The sequence below is a fragment of the Amycolatopsis sp. WQ 127309 genome (assembly GCF_023023025.1).
GTDB lineage: Bacteria > Actinomycetota > Actinomycetes > Mycobacteriales > Pseudonocardiaceae > Amycolatopsis.
In genome coordinates, this window is the sequence record NZ_CP095481.1 from 2968112 (window position 1) to 2985017 (window position 16906).

Consider the following 16906-nt stretch of genomic DNA (forward strand, 5'->3'; position numbering starts at 1 on the left):
GGGCGTCGCCCGCGGCCTAGGACCAGGTGAGCGTCAGCGTCGCGCCCTGGGCGTGGCCCGCCTCCGCGGCCGGGGTGCGGGTCGACGGGTCCAGGGGGTTCTGGCCGATCGCCGCCACCGAGGCTTCGTCCGGGCTGATCACCGCGATCTCCGCGCCCGCCTTTCGCAGGTCCTCCAGCACGGTGAGCAGGGCCTTCTCGCCGGGCAACGGCGATTCCAGGCCCAGCGGCGCGACCACCGTGACGCGGGTGGCGCCCGCCGCGTAGTCCGCGTTCTCGCCGGAGCGGACGCCGCCGTCGATGTAGCGGCGGCCGTCGATCGTGGTCGGGGGCCAGATGCCCGGGACCGCGCAGCTCGCCGCCACCGCGTCCACCAGGCTGACGCCCGACTCGCGGTCGAACTGCCGTGGCTCGCCCGTTTCCGCGTCGACCGCGACCAGGACGATGCGCTGCTCCGGCCAGTCGTGGGACGGCAGGCGGGCGGCGATCACCGCGCGGCGGTCTGCTTCGGACACCGTTTCGGCGCTCAGCGCCAGCTCACCGACGCGCTGCCGCACCTCGGCGGGTGAGCCGGTGTCCTCGAACGCGGCGCCGAAGTCCGCGACGAACTTCTCCATGTCGATCTCGGCCGGGATCTCCGGGGTCTGCCGCGCCGGGTCGGCCTGGCGCGCGAGGAGGTCTTCCAGCGCGACGCCGCTGGTGACCTGCGCGGCGACCGTCGCGCCCGCCGACGTGCCGACGATCAGGTCCGCGCCGGTGAGGTCCTGCCCGTGACCCGCGAGCCCGGCCAGCAACCCCGTCGTCCACGCGATCCCGGCGACCCCGCCGCCACCCAGCACCAACGCCTGTCCGCTCATGCGGGCACCCTAACGGCCCCCACCGACAGTTCCGGAACGGCTCAGGGCTGGCGCAGCTGCTTCGCGGCGATCCGGGCCCGCACCTCGGGGCGGCGCAGCGGCGGCACGGTCGCCGGCGGCTGACGGCGTTCGGGCAGCTGCTCCAGCAGCCTCGTGGTGATCCCGGTGATCTCCGCGACGGCCGCTTCGAACGGCTCGCGCGTGGCGTCCGACAAGGACTGCACGCCCGTCACCTTGCGGACGTACTGGCGGGCCGCGGCCTCGATCTCCTCGTCCGTCGCGGACGGCTGGAGTCCCCGGAGGGTGGTGATGTTTCGGCACATGCCGTCCAGGGTACGACTCCGCGGAGGTCCGGATCACACGGTCGGGTTGGCTGTCGCCGACCTCGTTGACGCTGCTGCCTGCGCTTGGGCAATGTCGGGGTAGTGCCCCTGAGACCGCGTCCCTTCCGCTCCACCCGCCCCGAATCCGGCATTCTCGAAGAACGACCCGAAACCCCGATCCCGGAACAGGCTTGGCCCCGCGTGCGGGCCGACGAGCTGGTCACCCTCGTGGCACACGTCTTCGCCGCCCACGGTTTCCCCGAAGCGCGGGCCCGCATCGCGGCCGAAGCGCTCTGCCACGGCGATCTGACCGGATCGCCGGCCACCGGCGTCGCCGAGCTGACCCGGACCCACCTGCCGTTGCTGAAGAACGGCCACGTCGTGCCGCGCGCCGAGCCGTTGATGATCGCCGACCGCGGGGCCGCCGCGCTGCTCGACTACCGGCGCGCGTCCGGCCTCTGGGCCGTCGGCGACGCGATGGACCGCGCGGTGACGCGGGCCGGGCGCTTCGGCGTCGGGCTCGTCTCGCTGCGTGGGGTCGGGCCGTTCGGCCGGGCCGGGCACCACGCCGCGCGGGCGTTGCCGCACGCGATGATCGGGCTGGTGCTGGCGGCGGGCGGCGAGCCCGGCCAGCCGATGAACCCGCTGGGGATGGCCGCGCCGGGTGGCGCGTACCCCGAGTTCGTCTTCGACATGGACCACCCCGGGCAGGAAGCCGCCGCCGGGTTCACGCTGCTCGTCGAGGTCCTCGCCGGGGTGCTCTCCGGCGTCGCCGACCACGAACACGACACCGGTCTGCTGGTGATGGCCATCGCGCCGACGACGCTGCGCAGCGCCGACGGCTTCTACCGCGCGGCGAGCGCGCTGTTCGGCAGCATGCTCGGCTGGGAGGGCGGCGCCCCGATCCGCTACCCCGGCTGGCGCGAGGCCCAGCACCTCGAGCAGTGCCGGGCGCTGGGCGTCCCGCTGGCCGGCCCGGTGCGGCGCGAACTGGACGGCCTGGCCGCATCGCTCGGGCTGCCGCCGCTGACGAACGTGGGTTAGTGGACCAGGATGACCTTGCCGCGGTCGGGGCCGACGGCCACGACGTCGCCGTTCGTCAGCTGGCGGCCGCGGCGGGTCTCCACTTCGCCGTTGACCGTGACCTCCTCGGCGTCGATCAGGTCCTTCGCGTGGGAGCCGTCTTCGGCGAGGCCGGCGAGTTTGAGGAACTGGCCGAGCCGGATCGGCTCGCCGGTGATGGGTACGTCGACGGGGTCGCTCATACGCGCATCATGCCGGGTCAGGCGCGGGAGTCCGTCTGCCGGTAGAGCCCTTGGACGTCCGTGTCGAAGTAGCTCGAGTACGACGTGTCCGGGTCGTCGCCGCCGTACTCGAAACCGCCGATGACGCCGATGACCGTGCCCAGCCGGGTTTTCGGGTCCTCGCCGACCACCCACGGCCCGCCGCTGGTGCCGGTCGGGAAGCCCGCGCAGTCCACTTTGAGCTGGAAGGTGTCCTGACGGCTGGTGGTGTTCCGGCAGACGGCCGGGGTCTCGGAGTCGTCCGGGTAGCCGGTCAGGGTGATCGGCTGCTCGAACGCGCTGCCGGTGGCCAGGGTGTTCGCGCCGACCAGGCTCTCCAGGGTCTTCGTGGTGCCCGCCTGGTGCGCGGTGGCGAAGCCGACGTCGAGGTCCGGGTCCGACGACTCGGTCCAGCCCGGGGCGACGAGTTCGTCGGACACCGTCCAGTAGCCGAACGGCGCGAGACCGTCGTGGTAGGCGGGCGCGAAGGTGACGCCGGTGACGTAGTCGCCGCCCTCGCCGTCGTGGATGCAGTGGGCGGCGGTCAGCAGCACGTCACCCTGCCGGCTGTGGATGACGCTCGCGGTGCAGTAGTGCGCGCCGTCGACGAACAACGCGCCGACGGCCGGGCTGGACACGGCGGGCAGGTCCACCGTCGACGCCGGGGTGGCGTCGAGAGCCGGGGTCGTCGCGTCCGCGGACTGCGGCCGCCGGGCGACGCCGACCACGACGAAAGCCGCGCCGAGCAGCAGGACGGCGGCGAGGGACAGCAGAACGGCGGGCCGCCGCACGCGCATCGCCTCCTCGTCCGTCGCCCCCGGCACGACCAGATCACCTTAGGACGTCACACCGACACTTTCAGCACACCCACAGCAAGCTCACAGCCGCTAGTATCCGTAACTCGGGAGTAACACCTAACGGGCGGGAGGGCCGATGAAGCAGTTCGCGGACAAGGTCGTGGTGATCACCGGGGCGGGGTCGGGGATCGGCCGGGCGACGGCGCTGGAGTTCGCGCGGCGGGGCGCGCGGGTGGCCCTCTCCGACGTCAACGCCGCGAACGCGGAGGAGACGGCGAAGCTGGCCGGGGAGAACGCGCGGGCCTACGCGCTCGACGTCGCCGACCGGGCCGCCGTGCTCGCGCACGCCGACGAGGTCCTGAGCGACTTCGGGCGCGTGAACGTCGTCGTGAACAACGCGGGTGTCGCGCTCGGCGCGACGGTCGAGGAGATGGCGTTCGAGGACTACGACTGGCTGATGGGCGTCAACCTCGGCGGCGTCGTGAATGGCACGAAGGCGTTCCTGCCGCACCTGATCGCCTCCGGCGAGGGGCACGTCGTGAACATTTCCAGCGTGTTCGGCTTCGTCGGCGTGCCGACGCAGAGCGCGTACAACGCGGCGAAGTTCGCGGTCCGCGGATTCACCGAAGCGCTGCGCGAAGAAATGCTGATCGCGCGGCACCCGGTCGCGGTCAGCTGCGTGCATCCCGGTGGGATCAAAACGAACATCGTCCGCAACTCGCGAGGCGGTGACGGCGATCAGGAGAAGGCCGCGGTGGGCTTCGACCGGATCGCGCAGACCACGCCGGAGAAGGCCGCGTTGACGATCCTGCGCGGGATCGAGCGGAAGTCCGCGCGGATCCTCATTGGACCGGACGCCTACGTGATCGACGCCATCCCGCGTGTCCTCGGCTCCGCTTACCAGCGGCCGCTCGCCGTCCTCGCACGGCTCGGCCTGAAACAACTGAAAAGCTGAAACTCTTTTCGCTGCTGCGCCTTTCGGGCGAACGCTCTGGTCCGGGCCGGCGGACCTGCGTCACTGTGGATCACTCTTCCCGGCCTGCTCTGCTCCGGAACGCTTCACTCAATGGAGTTGCGTTTCTGACAAGGCCGTCCGAAATGGTCCAGAATGCGTGGGGTCCGTGAGCCCCGTACCGGAGGTCCCCGATGCCGCGCACCGCACCGAGCGTTGCGACCCGTCCGTCCAGCGACCGCGCCGCGGTGGAACTGCTGGATCGCACCGGCATCGTCGCGGCCAGCCTGCCCCGGCGCCGCCGCTCCGACGACGAGCTGCCCGAGCGCACCGAGCCGATCTACACCCGGCCGCCGGTGTGCGACCAGGACCTGCGCCCGAAGTCCGTGGTGATCCGCCGCCGCGCCCGCACGTGGCTCGGCAGCGGCGCCGCGGTGCTGCTCGTCGCGGCCGGCTGGGTCGCCGGCGGCCTGCTGAGCGGCGGGCTCTTCGCGCCGGCGCCGGCGGACGACGTCGCCCAGGTCGACCCGCGGCCCGCCGTCGCGGCCGCCCCGGCGCCGCTGCCCCAACCCCAGCCGTTGCCCCAGCCGCAGGCGCCGGTCGTCGTCGCGGCGCCGACGACCGTCTACGTGCCGGTGCCCGCGTCGAAGCCGGCGTCGAAACAGGTCCAGGTGCAGGCGAAAGCCCAGCCGACGAAGCCGTCGGCGGCCGACACCGACGTGCCGCGCGTCGACCTGCCGTCGGCGACGACCCCGCCGCCGAGCACCAACGCGGTCCAGGAGTGGGTCGCCGCGGCGGAAAGCATGATGCGGCAGTACCAGTACCGCTCCGGCCGCTGAGTCAGGCGCCGGACCAGCGGTATTCGTGTTCCGGGCGCCCGGTGGCGCCGTAACGCAGCCGCATCTGGACCGTGCCCGACTCCGCCAGCGCCGTCAGGTACCGCTGCGCCGTCGCGCGCGCCATGCCCAGCTCACCGGCGACTTCCGCCGCCGACAGCGGACGTCCCGCGCGCCGCAGCTGCTCCGAGACCAGCCGGGACGTCGCCGTCGACTGGCCCTTCGGCGCGGACGTCCGGTCCTGGTCGTGCAGCACGCGGTACGCGCGGTCGACGTCGTCCTGGGCCAGGGTGCGCCCGTCGGTGAGCAGGCCGCGGAAGCGCGCGTACGACGTCAGCCGCTCGGCCAGCTGCCGCGTGGTGAACGGCTTGATCAGGTAGTTCAGCGCGCCGGCCCGGATCGCCGCGGCCACCGACGCGCTGTCGGTCGCCGCGGACAGGACGATCGTGTCGGTCTGCAGCTCCGGCAGCACGGCGAGGCCGGACTCGTCGGGCAGGTAGACGTCGAGCAGCACCAGGTCCGGCGTCAGCTCGCGCACCCGGGCCCGGGCCTCGGCCGCGGTGTGCGCGGTGCCGACCACCGCGAAGCCCGCGACCTCCTCGACGAACCCGGCGTGCACGCCGGCGACCCGGAAGTCGTCGTCCACGATGAGCGTGCGGATCATCGGTCCTCCGTCAGCATTCCGGGCAGTTTGGCGACGAACAGGGCGCCGGTCTCGCCTTCGCCGGGGTCGGCCAGCCAGACGTCGCCGCCGCGCGCCCGCGCGGCTTGGCGGGCCAGCGCGAGCCCGAGTCCGTGCCCGGGCGCGATCTTCGTCGAGACGCCTTCGTCGAACAACGTCCGGCGCAGGTCGGTCGGCACGCCGGGGCCACTGTCCACAACGGACACGTGGAGCGTCGCGCCGTCGGTGAGCAGGCCGATCTCGACGGTCGCCGGGCGGCGCGGGCCCATCCGCGCGGCGTGCAGCGCGTTGTCCACGAGGTTGCCGATCACGGTGTTCGCGGCGATCGGGTCGGTCACCGTCGTCGGCACCCAGGTGTCGTCGGCGAGCTTGAGCGTGAGGCCCTTTTCCTGCGCCTGCTCGGTTTTCGCGACCAGCAGCGCCTGCAGGTACGGGTCGGCGACGGCGTCGCCCAGCTCGGTCGGGTGCGCCGACGGCGAGTCCGTGAGCGTCTGCAGGTACTCGACGGCTTCGGTGTGGTGGCCGAGCTGGAGCAGCCCGTAGAGCGTGTGCAGCCGGTTCGCGAACTCGTGCCGCTGTGCGCGCAGGCCGTCGGACAGGGCGCGGATGCCGTCCAGCTCGCGGGTGAGCGTGTCGAGGTCGGTGCGGTCGCGGAAGGTCAGCACGGTGCCGATCGGCCGGTCGTCCAGCCGCACCGCGCGGGAGTTGATCACCAGCACGCGGTTCCCGGCCACGGCCAGCAGGTTGTCCACCGGCCGGCCCTCGCCGACGGCCTTGTGCAGCCGCGGCGACAGCTCCAGCTCGGCCAGCGCCGCGCCGATCGGGAGCTGGGTGCCGAGCAGGCGTTCGGCCTCGTCGTTGCGGACGGAGACGCGGTTCGCGTCGTCGACGGCCAGCACGCCTTCGCCGATCCCGTGCAGCACGGCTTCGCGTTCGTAGAGCAATTCGGTGAGTTCGTGCGGCTCGAGGCCGTGGGTGACGCGCCGCAGGCGCCGGTTGAGCAGCGCGGACGCGCCCGCGCCGAGCAGCAGCGCGCCGCCCGCGAACAGCAGCGTGATGACGAGCAGCCGGTTGAAGTCGCCGGTCGGGTCGCCGACCTCGAAGCCGACGCTCACCTCGCCGACCACGCGCCGCCCCTGCCAGATCGGCGTCTTGCTGCGCACCGACAGCCCGAGCGTGCCGCTCTGCACCGCGCTGATCTCGTCCTGCCCGGCCAGCGCCAGCTCCGGGGACGTGCTCACCCGCTGGCCGATCAGGCTGGTCGTCGGGTGGGCGAGCCGGATGCCCTGGTCGTCGGTGATCACCACGAACAGCGCGTCGTTGACCTCGGTCACCGCCAGGACGCGGTCCTCGAGCGGGCCGCCGGGGCGCTTCGCGGCCGCGTTCGCGACGACCACCGGGTCGGCGGCCACGGACTTCGCGATGGCCAGCGCGCGGCGGCCGTACTGGTCGGTGAGCGTGCGGCTCAGCAGGACGCTGACCAGCGCGACACCCAGCCCGACGACGAGGACGACCACGCCGATCTGCAGCAGCAGCACCTGCCTGCTGAACCGCATCCGCGGGAAGAGCGCCCACTTTGGCATGGCTGGGAACATACCCCCAGCTCACGGGGGTGCGCTAAATGAGCAAAACATGCATAACGCGCGGCTCGCACGCAGAACGTCGACAAGCTTCACCTGGGCGCCACGCGTACTTAACGTGCCTTCCAACGTGACAGGCACCACGTGACGAAGGAGTCACTCCCCATGGTTCCCCCACTGATCGAACTCACCGGAGCCACCAAGCGGTTCCCGAGCGGGTCCGGTTCCGTGCACACGGCCGTCCGCGACCTGACCATGACCGTCCGGCCCGGCGAGTTCGTCGCCGTCGTCGGCCCCACCGGCTGCGGCAAGTCGACGACGCTCTCGCTGGTGTCCGGGCTGCAGCCGCCGTCCGCCGGGCGGGTGCAGGTGAACGGCACCGACGTGAAGTCCATTCCGGACGGTGTCGGTTACATGTTCCAGACCGACGCCGTGATGCCGTGGCGCTCGGTGCTGGACAACGTCGCGTCGGGGCCGCGCTTCCGGGGCGTGCCGAAGGCCGAGGCCCGGGCGCAGGCCGTCGACTGGATCGGCCGCGTCGGGCTCGCCGGGTTCGAGAAGTACTACCCGCACCAGCTCTCCGGCGGCATGCGCAAGCGCGTCGCGCTGGCCCAGACGCTCGTCACCAAGCCGAAGATCCTGCTGATGGACGAGCCGTTCTCGGCGCTGGACGTGCAGACCCGCGCGCTCATGCAGGACGAGCTGCTGCGGCTGTGGTCCGGTTCCGGTGCCGCGGTGATCTTCGTGACGCACGACCTCGACGAGGCGATCGCGCTGTCGGACAAGGTCGTCGTGCTGACGTCGTCGCCGGCCACCGTGAAGGACGTCTTCGAGATTCCCCTGGAGCGGCCGCGGAAGGTCGAGGACCTGCGCCTCACCGAGGAGTTCCGCAAGCTCTACGCCGACATCTGGGAATCGCTGCGCAGCGAGGTCGACAAGGCCCGCGAGAAGGGAGCGACCAGTGTCGCTTGACACCCCGGCGGTGAACACGAACCCGTTGCCGGTCCTGGAGACCGAGCAGGACATCATGGCCCGCGCGAAGCAGGCCTCCAGCCGCCGCAAGCGCAACATCTGGCTGCTGCGCCTGGCGATCGTCGTCGTCTGGCTGGGCAGCTGGGAGCTGACGGCGACGTACTGGATCGACCCGTTCTTCTACTCGAAGCCGTCGAACATCTGGCAGCGGCTGGTCGAGTGGTTCAGCACCGGCACCGACTTCGGGTCCATCTGGTACAACATCTTCACCACCGTCGAGGAAGCCTTGCTGGGCTTCGTGATCGGCGCGATCGCCGGGGTCGTGCTCGGTGTCGTCCTGGGCCGCAGTGAGTACCTCGCGCAGGTGCTCGCGCCGTTCATCAAGGCCGCCAACGCCCTGCCCCGCATCGTGCTCGCGGCGCTGTTCGTGATCTGGTTCGGCCTCGGGCTGTCGTCGAAGGTCGCGACCGTCGTCGTGCTGGTGTTCTTCGCGGTGTTCTTCAACGCCTTCACCGGCGCCCGCGAGGTGGACCGCAACCTGATCGACAACGCCCGCATCCTCGGGGCGACGCGCGGCCAGGTGCTGAAGTCGATCGTGCTGCCGAGCGCGACGTCCTGGATCCTCTCGTCGCTGCACGTCGCCTTCGGGTTCGCGCTGATCGGCGCGGTCGTCGGCGAGTACACCGGCGCCAAGGCCGGCATGGGCTTCCTGATCAGCAATGCGCAGGGCACGTTCGACACCGCCGGGGTCTACGCCGGGATGCTGATCATCACCGTCGTCGCGCTGCTGGCCGAATGGGGCATCGGCACCCTGGAGGGCCGCCTGCTGCGCTGGCGGCCGAACGTCAGCTCCGCGGCGCAGGGGATCTGACATGCGTCTCAAGAGGACACTCGCGATCACGGCCGCGCTGGCCGTCACCGTCGGCGGGGTCACGGCGTGCCGTGACTCGCGCTCGATCGACTTCGGCGACGGCGGGCAGCCGCACATCAAGATCATGGTCGGCGGCCTGTCCAAGGTGATCTACCTGCCGGCCCAGCTCGCGCAGCAGCTGGGCGAGTACAAGAAGCAGGGCATCGACGTCGAGCTGTTCGACCAGCCGTCGGGCGCCAACGCGGAGACGTCGCTGCTGGCCGGCGAGGTGCAGGGGGTGGTCGGGTTCTATGACCACACGATCGACCTGCAGGCCAAGGAGCAGTGCATGCAGAGCGTCGTGCAGTTCGCGAACGTGCCGGGTGAGGCGGAGATGGTCGCCGCGGCCAAGGCGGGCGAGATCAAGTCCGGCGAGGACTTCAAGGGACGCACCCTCGGCGTGACGTCGCTCGGTTCGTCGACGGACTTCCTCACCAAGGCCCTCGCGCAGCGCGGCGGCGTCAGCTCGAAGGACTACACGCCGTACAAGGCGGGCGCCGGGCAGACGTTCATCACCGCGCTGAACCAGGGCACGATCGACGCCGGGATGACCACCGACCCGACGATCGCGCAGCTCACGAACACGGGCCAGGCCAAGGTGCTTTACGACATGCGCACGATCGAGGGCACCAAAGCCGCTTTGGGCGGTTTGTACCCGGCGAGCTCGTTGTACATGAGCTGCACCATTGTCGAGCGTTATCCCGACGTCGTGCAGAAACTCGCCAACGCGTACGTCGCGTCGCTGAATTGGCTTTCGAAGCATTCGCCCGAAGAGGTCGCGGCCATCATGCCGCCGTCGTTCGCCGGCGGGGACAAGGCGCTCTACGTGAAGTCGCTGAAGGACAGCCTGCCGATGTTCACCGCGGACGGCCGGATGGACCCGGCGGGCGCGCAGAACGTGCTGAAGGTGCTGGGTGATTCGTCCAGCAACGTCAAGCCGAAGAAGGACAAGATCGACCTGTCGAAGACGTACACGACGAAGTTCGTCGACGCGGCGAAGGCACAGGCGGTGCAGTGACCCCGCTCACCTGACCGGGCGGTTGGTGAGCAGCATGGACCCGTGAAGGCCTCTTCCCCCGCGGAGGCCTTCACGGGTCTTTTCGTCCATTCGGGAGCAAATACGGCAAATATCGTGATTCGTTCCCGGAATGTGAAGACCCTTCGAAAGTAGCTACCTTCCGGTTGTCGCGGATTCAACACTGGTCACACGGTTTTCCCGGGTCCCCACCCTGTGAACGGAGTCTCCGTCATGACCAGAATCGCTTCTTCTCGTGCTGTCCGCGTGCTCACGGTCGCCGCCGCCGCGGCCGCCGGCCTGGCGATGGCCGGCCCGGCACACGCGGCGGTCGAGTACGGGTCTCACTTCCATGGACACCAGTTCGCCGGGGGCAACTGGGGCGGCTACGTCAGCTTCGGCAGCTTCACCACGGCCACGGCGAGCTGGACCGAGCCCACGGTGACCTGCCGCTCCGGCAACGACCTGTTCGCCCCGTGGGTCGGCATCGACGGCGACGGGTCGTCCACAGTGGAACAGACCGGCGTCGAGACGGACTGCTCCAGCGGCCGCCCGGTGTACTCGGCCTGGTACGAGATGTACCCGGCCGCGCCGGTCTACTACTCGGTGTCGGTCGGCGCGGGCGACAAGATCACCGCGACGGTGACGCGGACCGCGACCAACACCTACAAGCTGGACCTCACCGACTCCACCAAGGGCTGGACCAAGACCACCACGAAGTCCCTGACCTCGAAGCACGCGTCGGCGGAGGCGATCATCGAGTCGCCGACCGACTCCTACCCGACGATCTCCGGCGGCATCAAGTTCACCGGCGTCAAGTTCAACGGGACGAACCTGGCCTCGACCAGCCCGTCCGGCCTGAGCGCCGACGACCGCGGCACGAACACCTGGACCCCGGGCGCCATCGGTTCGGACGGCCAGAGCTTCACCATCTCGCGCCACTGAGCCGATTCAGCGGTCACTTCAGGTTGTTGATCGCCCACGCGACGACCATCACCGCGAGGACGAGCGAGATGGCGGCCTGCAGCATCATCGTCATCTTCGCCCAGATCCGCAGGGGCATGACGTCGGTGGGGCTGAAGGCGGCCGCGTTGGTGAACGAGAAGTAGAGGTAGTCCAGGTAGGACGGTTCCCAGTCCTGGTGCGCCAGGTCCGGGTCGGCCATCTGCGGGAACTGCAGGTCGGGGTACGGCGCCCGGCCTGCAGCCCGCTTGCCGGGGCCGCCGCGGTCGAACTCCCAGTACCAGAGGGAGAAGGCGACGATGTTCGTCCAGTAGACGATCCCGCCGGTGACGAGCACGGCACCGGCGCGGTCGCCGATGGTGCCGGTCGCGATGCTGTAGACGAGCGTGATCGCGGACCCGGCGTTCACCGCCGTCACGGCGCCGACGAGCAGCAGCGAGATGACCCGTTCGACCGCGCTGAACTCCGTCATCCGGCCCGGGTTGACCAGCAGCAGCGCGACGACGAGCAGTGCGGAGACGGCGGGCAGGAGCCACTGCGGGTGCAGCGCCATGTCGCCGGGCAGGGCGACCTGCAGCACGAGCGTGGCCACGACGACGCCCATCGCGGGCCAGCGCGTCTCACCGGCGGTGCGGCGGCGCCACGCGGGAAGTGCCTCTTCTGTCACCGGGTCACGGTACGTCCGCGGCGATCACCCCGCAGGTGCGGTCGTGACATCGGCCGGCATCTTGTTCGCGACGTCGGTCCGGGACCGCGCGCCGAGCTTCCGCAGCACCTTCGCGACGTGCTGCTCGACCGTCCGCGGCGACAGGAACAGCCCGTCCGCGATCTCCCGGTTCGTCCGGCCTTCGGCGAGCATCCGCGCGACTTCGCGTTCCCGCGGCGACAGCTCGCTGCCGTAACCACGACGTCCACGCTGTGAAGGCGCCCACGCGCCGTGCTCGCGCAGCTGGTGGCGGCAGCGGCCGGCGTCGCGGGTGGCGCCGAGCTGCTCGTACGCCTCGGCCGCCGCGGACAGCTCGTCGACGGCGTCGCGGTTGCCCGCGGCGAGCCGGCACAGCGCGGCCCGCTCGCGCATGGCCGTCGCCGGGTAGGGCATCGGCAACGCCCCGTAGCCCGAGGTGGCTTCGTCGAACAGCGTCGCCGCGGCCAGGTGCTTGCCGCGGGCTTCGAGCAGCACGGCCCGGCCGGCCACCAGCGCGGCCGTCGCGACCGGCGCGTCCCGGCCCTCGATGCCGCGCGCAAACGCTTCCACCACGCTGTCGGCCTCGGGCCAGCGCCCGGCCCGCGCGTACGCCTGTGCCGCCGCCGGGACCAGCGCGGCCGCCCAGATCCAGACGCCCTTGCGCCCGGCCGCGGCGACGGCGGTGTCGGCGACCGCGCACGCGCCGTCGACGTCGTCGGTCGCCAGCCGGACGCTGATCAGCACGCCGGCGGCGGACAGCACCACCGGGATCGGGCCCTGGTCCGGCGCGTGCACGCTCGCCGCGGTCAGGTGCCGCGCCGCGGTCGCGAACTCCCCGCGCACGGCCGCGAGCCCGCCCAGCACCAGCGACGACTCCATCACGATCGGGCCCAGCTCCGGGTAGCTGTCGCGCAGCTGCTCGGCGGTTTCGGCGAGCCCGGTCCACTGCCCGCGCACCCAGTCCAGCCGGACGCGGGTGCCCTGGATCAGGCCGATCGCGTACAACGCGCCCGCGTCGGTCGCGCGCCGGACGCCTTCGGTCACCAGCCGCTGCGCGCGGTCGAGGTAACCGGCCCAGGCCTGCCCGTCGGCGAGGTTGCACCACAGCCGGGCCAGCTGGACGCGCTCGGCGACCGTGCCGACGGTGTCCGACAGCGCCTCGAACTCCGCCCACGACGCGGGATCGCCGACGTGGGACGCGGCCGCGATCCGGTCGGCGGTCAGCGCCAGCCGCAGCTCGGGGTCGTCGAGCCGGTCGTAGACCTCGCCCGCGCGGGCCCGCCAGGCCTCGTGCCAGGACAACGGCGTCAGCCCGTCGATCGGCTGGGCGAGCAGGGTGATCCCACGCGCGGCCAGGTCGGGCCGGTCGACGAGCTCGCCGACCGCGCGCTCGACTTCCAGCCGGCCGCGGCCGAGCTGCCCGATCGTGCGGACCAGCAGCATGCCGAGGCTCAGCCGGATCGAACCGCGCACCGACGGCGGCAGCGTCACCTCTTCGAGGACGTGCTCCAGCGTGCCGATGACGTCCGGGCGGAACCCGCGCAGCGCGACCTGGCTCAGCTTGCCCGCCACCCGCCCGACGTCGGACTGCGCCGGGCCGGGCTCGGCGAGCACCGACTGCAGGAGGTCGATCGCGCGCGACGTCTCGCCGCGGGCGATCGCCTCGTCGGCCGCGGCTTCGGCGTAGTGGCGCCACTGGTCGACGCGGCCCGCCGCGCGGGAGTGCCGCGCCAGCAACGTGAGCGGGGGTGCCGGCTGCGCGGCGAGCACGCGGATCGCCTGCGCGTGCAGCAGCGCGCGCTCGGGTCCGCTCACCGTGTCGTAGACGGCCTTGCGCGCCAAGGGGTGCCGGAAGCCGTACTTGCTGTCGCCGACCTCGCCGAGCACCCCGGCGGACAGCGTGGCGAGCAACGCCGCGCGCAGGTCGTCGCCGGCCAGCCCGGCCAGTTCGCCGAGCACCCCGGCTTCGGCGCCGACGCCGAGCACCGCGCCCGCGCCGGCCAGCCGCACCGCCGGCCCGGGCAGCCCGGAAAGCCGTTCGGTGACGGCTTCCCGCAGCAGCACCGGCACTTCGAGGTTCTCCAGCAACCGGTCGGAGAGGACTTCGCCGACCGGCAGCCGTTCGGCCGCGTCGCGCAGGGCCCGCAGGGTTTCCTCGACGACGAACGGGATCCCGGCCGTGCACTCGTGCAGCTTCGCGGCGAAGTCGTCGGTGACGCGCGGGAGGTCGAGGATTTCGACGGCGAGCGCGCGCACCGCGGCGACGTCGAGCGCGCCCAGCGCGACGCGCGCGGAGTGCACCGCCGTCCCGGTCCGGAGCGGCGCGCCGGGGCGGGCGCCGGGGCCGGTGCGGGACGCGGCGACCACGGCCAGCTCCGGCGGCATCGACGCGGCGAGGAACCGCAGCAGGTCGAGGGTGTCCTCGTCGGCCCACTGCAGGTCGTCGAGCAGCACGAGCGCGGGCCCGCACGCGGTCAGCAGTTCCCGCACCGCGCGGAACACGCGGTGGCGTTCGGCGACGGGGTCGGCCAGTGGCTCCGGCTGCGGAGGAAGCGCTTCCGCGAGCTCGGGCAGCAACGGCCGCAGCACGCCGGCGACCGGGCTGAGCGGGCTGAGCGGCGCGTCGCCCGCGCAGCGCAGCGCCTCCAGGATCGGGCCGTAGGGAAAGGGTTCGCGCAGCGGCTGGCAGGTCCCGGTGAGCACGCGGCCGCCGTCGAACTCGGGGCGCCGCGCGATCTCGGCGAGCAGCCGGGTGCGGCCCATCCCGGGCTCGCCTTCGATCAACACGGCGGCCGGGCGCAGCCGCAGGACGTCGACGATGGCGTCGAGCTCGGTGTCACGGCCGGTCAGCCGCGCTCGTCCGGACCGGACGGAGACGGCGGTGGGGCGGGGCGCGGTCAGCCACATTTGACCTCCTCGACGCACACCGGGGGCTGTGCGCGGGAGCCTAAGCAGCGCTCAACCCGTCCGTAAACCTTTCACCGAATAGGTGGCCGGCACCGCACACGCACGTCCGCCTACCGGCTGTCACCGGGTTTCCGGGGGAAACGCCGCTCCCCGGGCGCCGCGCGAGCGAAACGTCGGCGTCTCAGCCGTTCCGGCAGCGCTTACCACGTTCGGTGAATCGCGTCGGCTACGGAAAGTAGTGCACGGAAACCCTACTTACGGACCTGTCCGACCGGGTGACGCTCCGCACTTGAGGCCGCTTGGAGCAGCGGATACGGCCGAGGGGAATGCGTATACCCATTCGCCGGGTGCCCGGATTGCACCGTAACGCCCATAACCGGGACGCTCTGCCGGGGAGTTCCGCTGCGTGGCCGGTGGGGAGCCGCGCGTAACCACCTCTAGGGAGAAGCATGAAGATCGCCAGACTCTTCGGTGCCGCTGCCGTTGCCGTGATGACGACGGGCGCGCTCGCCGCGATCGCCGTCCCCGCGTCCGGCCAGGACCTGCTGAACCCCGACATCGTGCCCGCGATGCAGCGCGACCTCGGCCTGACCCACGACCAGGCGGTGGCCCGGCTGAAGAGCGAGGACGTCGCGAACAAGGTCTCCGCGGCCGTTTCCGCGACCCTCGGCGACGCGCTCGGCGGCGTCACCTACAACGCCACCACGGGCAAGGCGCACGTCGAGACGACGAACGCCGCGCTGCTCGGCAAGATCCGCGAAGCCGGTGCCGAGGCCGAGCTCGTGAAGTTCAGCTCCCGGCAGCTCGACTCCACTGTGGACACCCTGAACGCGGCCGACAAGGCGGCGCCCGCGTCGATCACCGGCTGGGGCGTGGACTCCACCACCAACCGCGTCACGCTGACCGTGCTGCAGGGCCACACGAGCGCGGCCGACGCGTTCCTCACGCAGTCCGGTGTGGACAAGTCGGCGGTGACGGTCCTCCAGACGGCCGCGAAGCCGTCGCTGTACGCCAACATCCGGGGTGGTGACGCCTACTACATCGGCGGCTCGTCGCGCTGCTCGGTCGGGTTCTCGACGACCACCGGCTTCCTCACCGCCGGGCACTGCGCCGCGCTCACCGGCGGCGGCGCCCTGACCGGGTCCAACGGCGCCGCGCTCGGCTCGTGGGGCACCTACCGGTTCCCGGGCAGCGACTACGCCTCGGTCCGGACGAACAGCAGCTGGACCCCGGTCGGCCAGATGAACAACGGCACCGCGGTGCGCGGCTCGTCGAACGCGGCGACCGGCACCTCGGTCTGCAAGGCCGGCTCGACCACCGGCTGGACCTGCGGCACGGTCGGCGCCAAGAACCAGAGCGTCCGCTACGCCGAAGGCACGGTCAACGGCATGACCGCGACCAACGTCCGCTCGGCCGCGGGTGACTCGGGCGGCGGCTTCATCGCCGGCAACTCGGCGCAGGGCATCCTGTCCGGCGGCAACACGACCGTGACGTACTTCTTCCCCATCGGTGCCGCGCTCTCGGCGACCGGCACCACGCTCCGCCTCGGCTGATCCTCCCTCGGTAACGGCGGAAGGGCGGGTTTCGGGCGCCTCCAGCGCGCCCGAAACCCGCCCTTCCGTTCCTCGCCGCAGGAATGGGAGGTTTGCGGGTCAGACGTTGCTGATCTCCTCGATCAGCCCGTCGACGTCGAAGTACGCGGCCTCTTCGCCGAGCGGCACCAGCTCGTAGGACGCGTCGAGGAACGTGCGGACGTCCTCGATCTCCAGCTCGAACGACGCATAGCCGTCCGGTGACTCGATTTCGAGGGTCAGGAAGTCTTCGTCCGCGGACAGGTCCGGGCGGACGCGGACGTCGCCCAGGCCGGCCGGCTCGTCCAGGCCTTCGACGAGCAGCTCACGGGCGAACGTCCACTCGATCCACCGGCCGCGCTCGGTCCGGAACGCCACGGTGACCGCGAACGGCTCCTCGGCGTGGTAGGAGAGGCGCGACAGGACGGGCGTGGTGCTCTCGTTCAGCACCACGAACTGGCTCTGGTGTACGGCTTCGGTGTGCACGGGCCCTCCTGGAGTCTCGCTTCGGTTCGCGCGGCGCGAACTGTTCGCCAAGGAGATGACCAGGGCCGACGGTCATGACGAAGAAACC

At 71.6% G+C, this 16906-nt stretch carries 17 protein-coding genes; 8 read left to right on the forward strand and 9 right to left on the reverse strand.

Features of this window, described 5'->3' with window-relative positions; genetic code table 11:
• Positions 1–16: 16 nt before the first annotated feature.
• Both MUY22_RS13650 and MUY22_RS13655 read right to left on the reverse strand, forming a co-directional pair.
• Complete coding sequence (locus tag MUY22_RS13650; protein WP_247059988.1) at positions 17–856, reverse strand: patatin-like phospholipase family protein; 840 nt, start codon at positions 854–856, stop codon at positions 17–19.
• 41 nt (positions 857–897) lie between these two features.
• A complete protein-coding gene (locus MUY22_RS13655) occupies positions 898–1179 on the reverse strand; it encodes a DUF2277 domain-containing protein (RefSeq protein ID WP_247059990.1) in 282 nt (93 codons plus the stop codon).
• A gap of 102 nt (positions 1180–1281) precedes the next feature.
• Between MUY22_RS13655 and MUY22_RS13660 the strand changes: the two genes are divergently transcribed.
• The gene (locus MUY22_RS13660) at positions 1282–2223 is read left to right on the forward strand and encodes an Ldh family oxidoreductase (RefSeq protein WP_247059992.1); all 942 of its coding nucleotides are present in this window, start codon (positions 1282–1284) and stop codon (positions 2221–2223) included.
• Here MUY22_RS13660 and MUY22_RS13665 read toward each other — a convergent pair.
• Both MUY22_RS13665 and MUY22_RS13670 read right to left on the reverse strand, forming a co-directional pair.
• A complete protein-coding gene (locus MUY22_RS13665; RefSeq protein WP_247059994.1) occupies positions 2220–2444 on the reverse strand; it encodes an RNA-binding S4 domain-containing protein in 225 nt (74 codons plus the stop codon). The two genes, MUY22_RS13660 and MUY22_RS13665, sit on opposite strands and share 4 nt — an antisense overlap.
• A 17-nt stretch (positions 2445–2461) precedes the next feature.
• Positions 2462–3259: a serine protease gene (locus MUY22_RS13670; RefSeq protein WP_247063863.1), complete on the reverse strand. Its 798-nt coding sequence runs from the start codon at positions 3257–3259 to the stop codon at positions 2462–2464.
• A 136-nt stretch (positions 3260–3395) separates the two neighbouring features.
• Between MUY22_RS13670 and MUY22_RS13675 the strand changes: the two genes are divergently transcribed.
• Both MUY22_RS13675 and MUY22_RS13680 read left to right on the forward strand, forming a co-directional pair.
• Complete coding sequence (locus MUY22_RS13675; protein ID WP_247059996.1) at positions 3396–4214, forward strand: SDR family oxidoreductase; 819 nt, start codon at positions 3396–3398, stop codon at positions 4212–4214.
• A 191-nt stretch (positions 4215–4405) separates the two neighbouring features.
• Positions 4406–5050: a hypothetical protein gene (locus MUY22_RS13680; RefSeq protein WP_247059997.1), complete on the forward strand. Its 645-nt coding sequence runs from the start codon at positions 4406–4408 to the stop codon at positions 5048–5050.
• A 1-nt stretch (position 5051) separates the two neighbouring features.
• Here MUY22_RS13680 and MUY22_RS13685 read toward each other — a convergent pair whose 3' ends face one another.
• A complete protein-coding gene (locus MUY22_RS13685; RefSeq protein WP_247059999.1) occupies positions 5052–5711 on the reverse strand; it encodes a response regulator in 660 nt (219 codons plus the stop codon).
• Positions 5708–7285, reverse strand: coding sequence for a sensor histidine kinase (locus MUY22_RS13690; protein ID WP_247063865.1), 1578 nt, complete (start codon positions 7283–7285; stop codon positions 5708–5710). The genes MUY22_RS13685 and MUY22_RS13690 overlap by 4 nt, the downstream gene beginning before the upstream one ends.
• 189 nt (positions 7286–7474) lie before the next feature.
• On the opposite strand from MUY22_RS13690, the gene MUY22_RS13695 reads away from it, so the two are divergent.
• The 4 genes from MUY22_RS13695 to MUY22_RS13710 all read left to right on the forward strand — a co-directional run bounded on the left by MUY22_RS13695 (position 7475) and on the right by MUY22_RS13710 (position 11151).
• Entirely contained in the window at positions 7475–8281 is an 807-nt protein-coding gene (locus tag MUY22_RS13695) for an ABC transporter ATP-binding protein (protein WP_247060001.1), read from the forward strand.
• A complete protein-coding gene (locus MUY22_RS13700; RefSeq protein ID WP_247060003.1) occupies positions 8271–9152 on the forward strand; it encodes an ABC transporter permease in 882 nt (293 codons plus the stop codon). Before MUY22_RS13695 ends, MUY22_RS13700 begins: the two co-directional genes overlap by 11 nt.
• A 1-nt stretch (position 9153) precedes the next feature.
• Positions 9154–10209, forward strand: a complete 1056-nt coding sequence (locus tag MUY22_RS13705) for an ABC transporter substrate-binding protein (protein WP_247060005.1) — start codon at positions 9154–9156, stop codon at positions 10207–10209.
• Between the two features lie 231 nt (positions 10210–10440).
• Positions 10441–11151, forward strand: a complete 711-nt coding sequence (locus MUY22_RS13710) for a G1 family glutamic endopeptidase (protein WP_247060007.1) — start codon at positions 10441–10443, stop codon at positions 11149–11151.
• Between the two features lie 13 nt (positions 11152–11164).
• Here the strand turns inward: MUY22_RS13710 and MUY22_RS13715 are convergent, their stop codons facing one another.
• Positions 11165–11773 carry a DUF1345 domain-containing protein gene (locus MUY22_RS13715; protein ID WP_247063866.1) on the reverse strand — a complete coding sequence of 203 codons (609 nt, stop codon included), beginning with the start codon at positions 11771–11773 and terminating at the stop codon, positions 11165–11167.
• Positions 11774–11860: 87 nt separating this feature from the next.
• Positions 11861–14761, reverse strand: coding sequence for an AAA family ATPase (locus tag MUY22_RS13720; protein ID WP_247060009.1), 2901 nt, complete (start codon positions 14759–14761; stop codon positions 11861–11863).
• 449 nt (positions 14762–15210) lie between these two features.
• On the opposite strand from MUY22_RS13720, the gene MUY22_RS13725 reads away from it, so the two are divergent.
• On the forward strand, positions 15211–16314 hold the full coding sequence (locus MUY22_RS13725) for a S1 family peptidase (RefSeq protein WP_247060011.1): 1104 nt from the start codon (positions 15211–15213) through the stop codon (positions 16312–16314).
• A gap of 99 nt (positions 16315–16413) precedes the next feature.
• On the opposite strand, the gene MUY22_RS13730 is transcribed toward MUY22_RS13725, so the two are convergent.
• Entirely contained in the window at positions 16414–16818 is a 405-nt protein-coding gene (locus MUY22_RS13730) for an SsgA family sporulation/cell division regulator (protein ID WP_247060013.1), read from the reverse strand.
• Positions 16819–16906 lie beyond the last annotated feature (88 nt).

Excerpts from the sequence above, each read along its gene's own strand:
- MUY22_RS13670 (WP_247063863.1), bottom strand. The coding sequence starts at position 3,259 with ATGCGCGTGCGGCGGCCCGCCGTTCTGCTGTCCCTCGCCGCCGTCCTG.
- MUY22_RS13665 (WP_247059994.1), bottom strand. The coding sequence starts at position 2,444 with ATGAGCGACCCCGTCGACGTACCCATCACCGGCGAGCCGATCCGGCTC.
- MUY22_RS13685 (WP_247059999.1), bottom strand. The coding sequence starts at position 5,711 with ATGATCCGCACGCTCATCGTGGACGACGACTTCCGGGTCGCCGGCGTG.
- MUY22_RS13720 (WP_247060009.1), bottom strand. The coding sequence starts at position 14,761 with ATGTGGCTGACCGCGCCCCGCCCCACCGCCGTCTCCGTCCGGTCCGGA.
- MUY22_RS13715 (WP_247063866.1), bottom strand. The coding sequence starts at position 11,773 with ATGGGCGTCGTCGTGGCCACGCTCGTGCTGCAGGTCGCCCTGCCCGGC.
- MUY22_RS13655 (WP_247059990.1), bottom strand. The coding sequence starts at position 1,179 with ATGTGCCGAAACATCACCACCCTCCGGGGACTCCAGCCGTCCGCGACG.
- MUY22_RS13690 (WP_247063865.1), bottom strand. The coding sequence starts at position 7,285 with ATGCGGTTCAGCAGGCAGGTGCTGCTGCTGCAGATCGGCGTGGTCGTC.
- MUY22_RS13695 (WP_247060001.1), top strand. The coding sequence starts at position 7,475 with ATGGTTCCCCCACTGATCGAACTCACCGGAGCCACCAAGCGGTTCCCG.
- MUY22_RS13675 (WP_247059996.1), top strand. The coding sequence starts at position 3,396 with ATGAAGCAGTTCGCGGACAAGGTCGTGGTGATCACCGGGGCGGGGTCG.
- MUY22_RS13725 (WP_247060011.1), top strand. The coding sequence starts at position 15,211 with ATGAAGATCGCCAGACTCTTCGGTGCCGCTGCCGTTGCCGTGATGACG.
- MUY22_RS13680 (WP_247059997.1), top strand. The coding sequence starts at position 4,406 with ATGCCGCGCACCGCACCGAGCGTTGCGACCCGTCCGTCCAGCGACCGC.
- MUY22_RS13710 (WP_247060007.1), top strand. The coding sequence starts at position 10,441 with ATGACCAGAATCGCTTCTTCTCGTGCTGTCCGCGTGCTCACGGTCGCC.
- MUY22_RS13705 (WP_247060005.1), top strand. The coding sequence starts at position 9,154 with ATGCGTCTCAAGAGGACACTCGCGATCACGGCCGCGCTGGCCGTCACC.
- MUY22_RS13650 (WP_247059988.1), bottom strand. The coding sequence starts at position 856 with ATGAGCGGACAGGCGTTGGTGCTGGGTGGCGGCGGGGTCGCCGGGATC.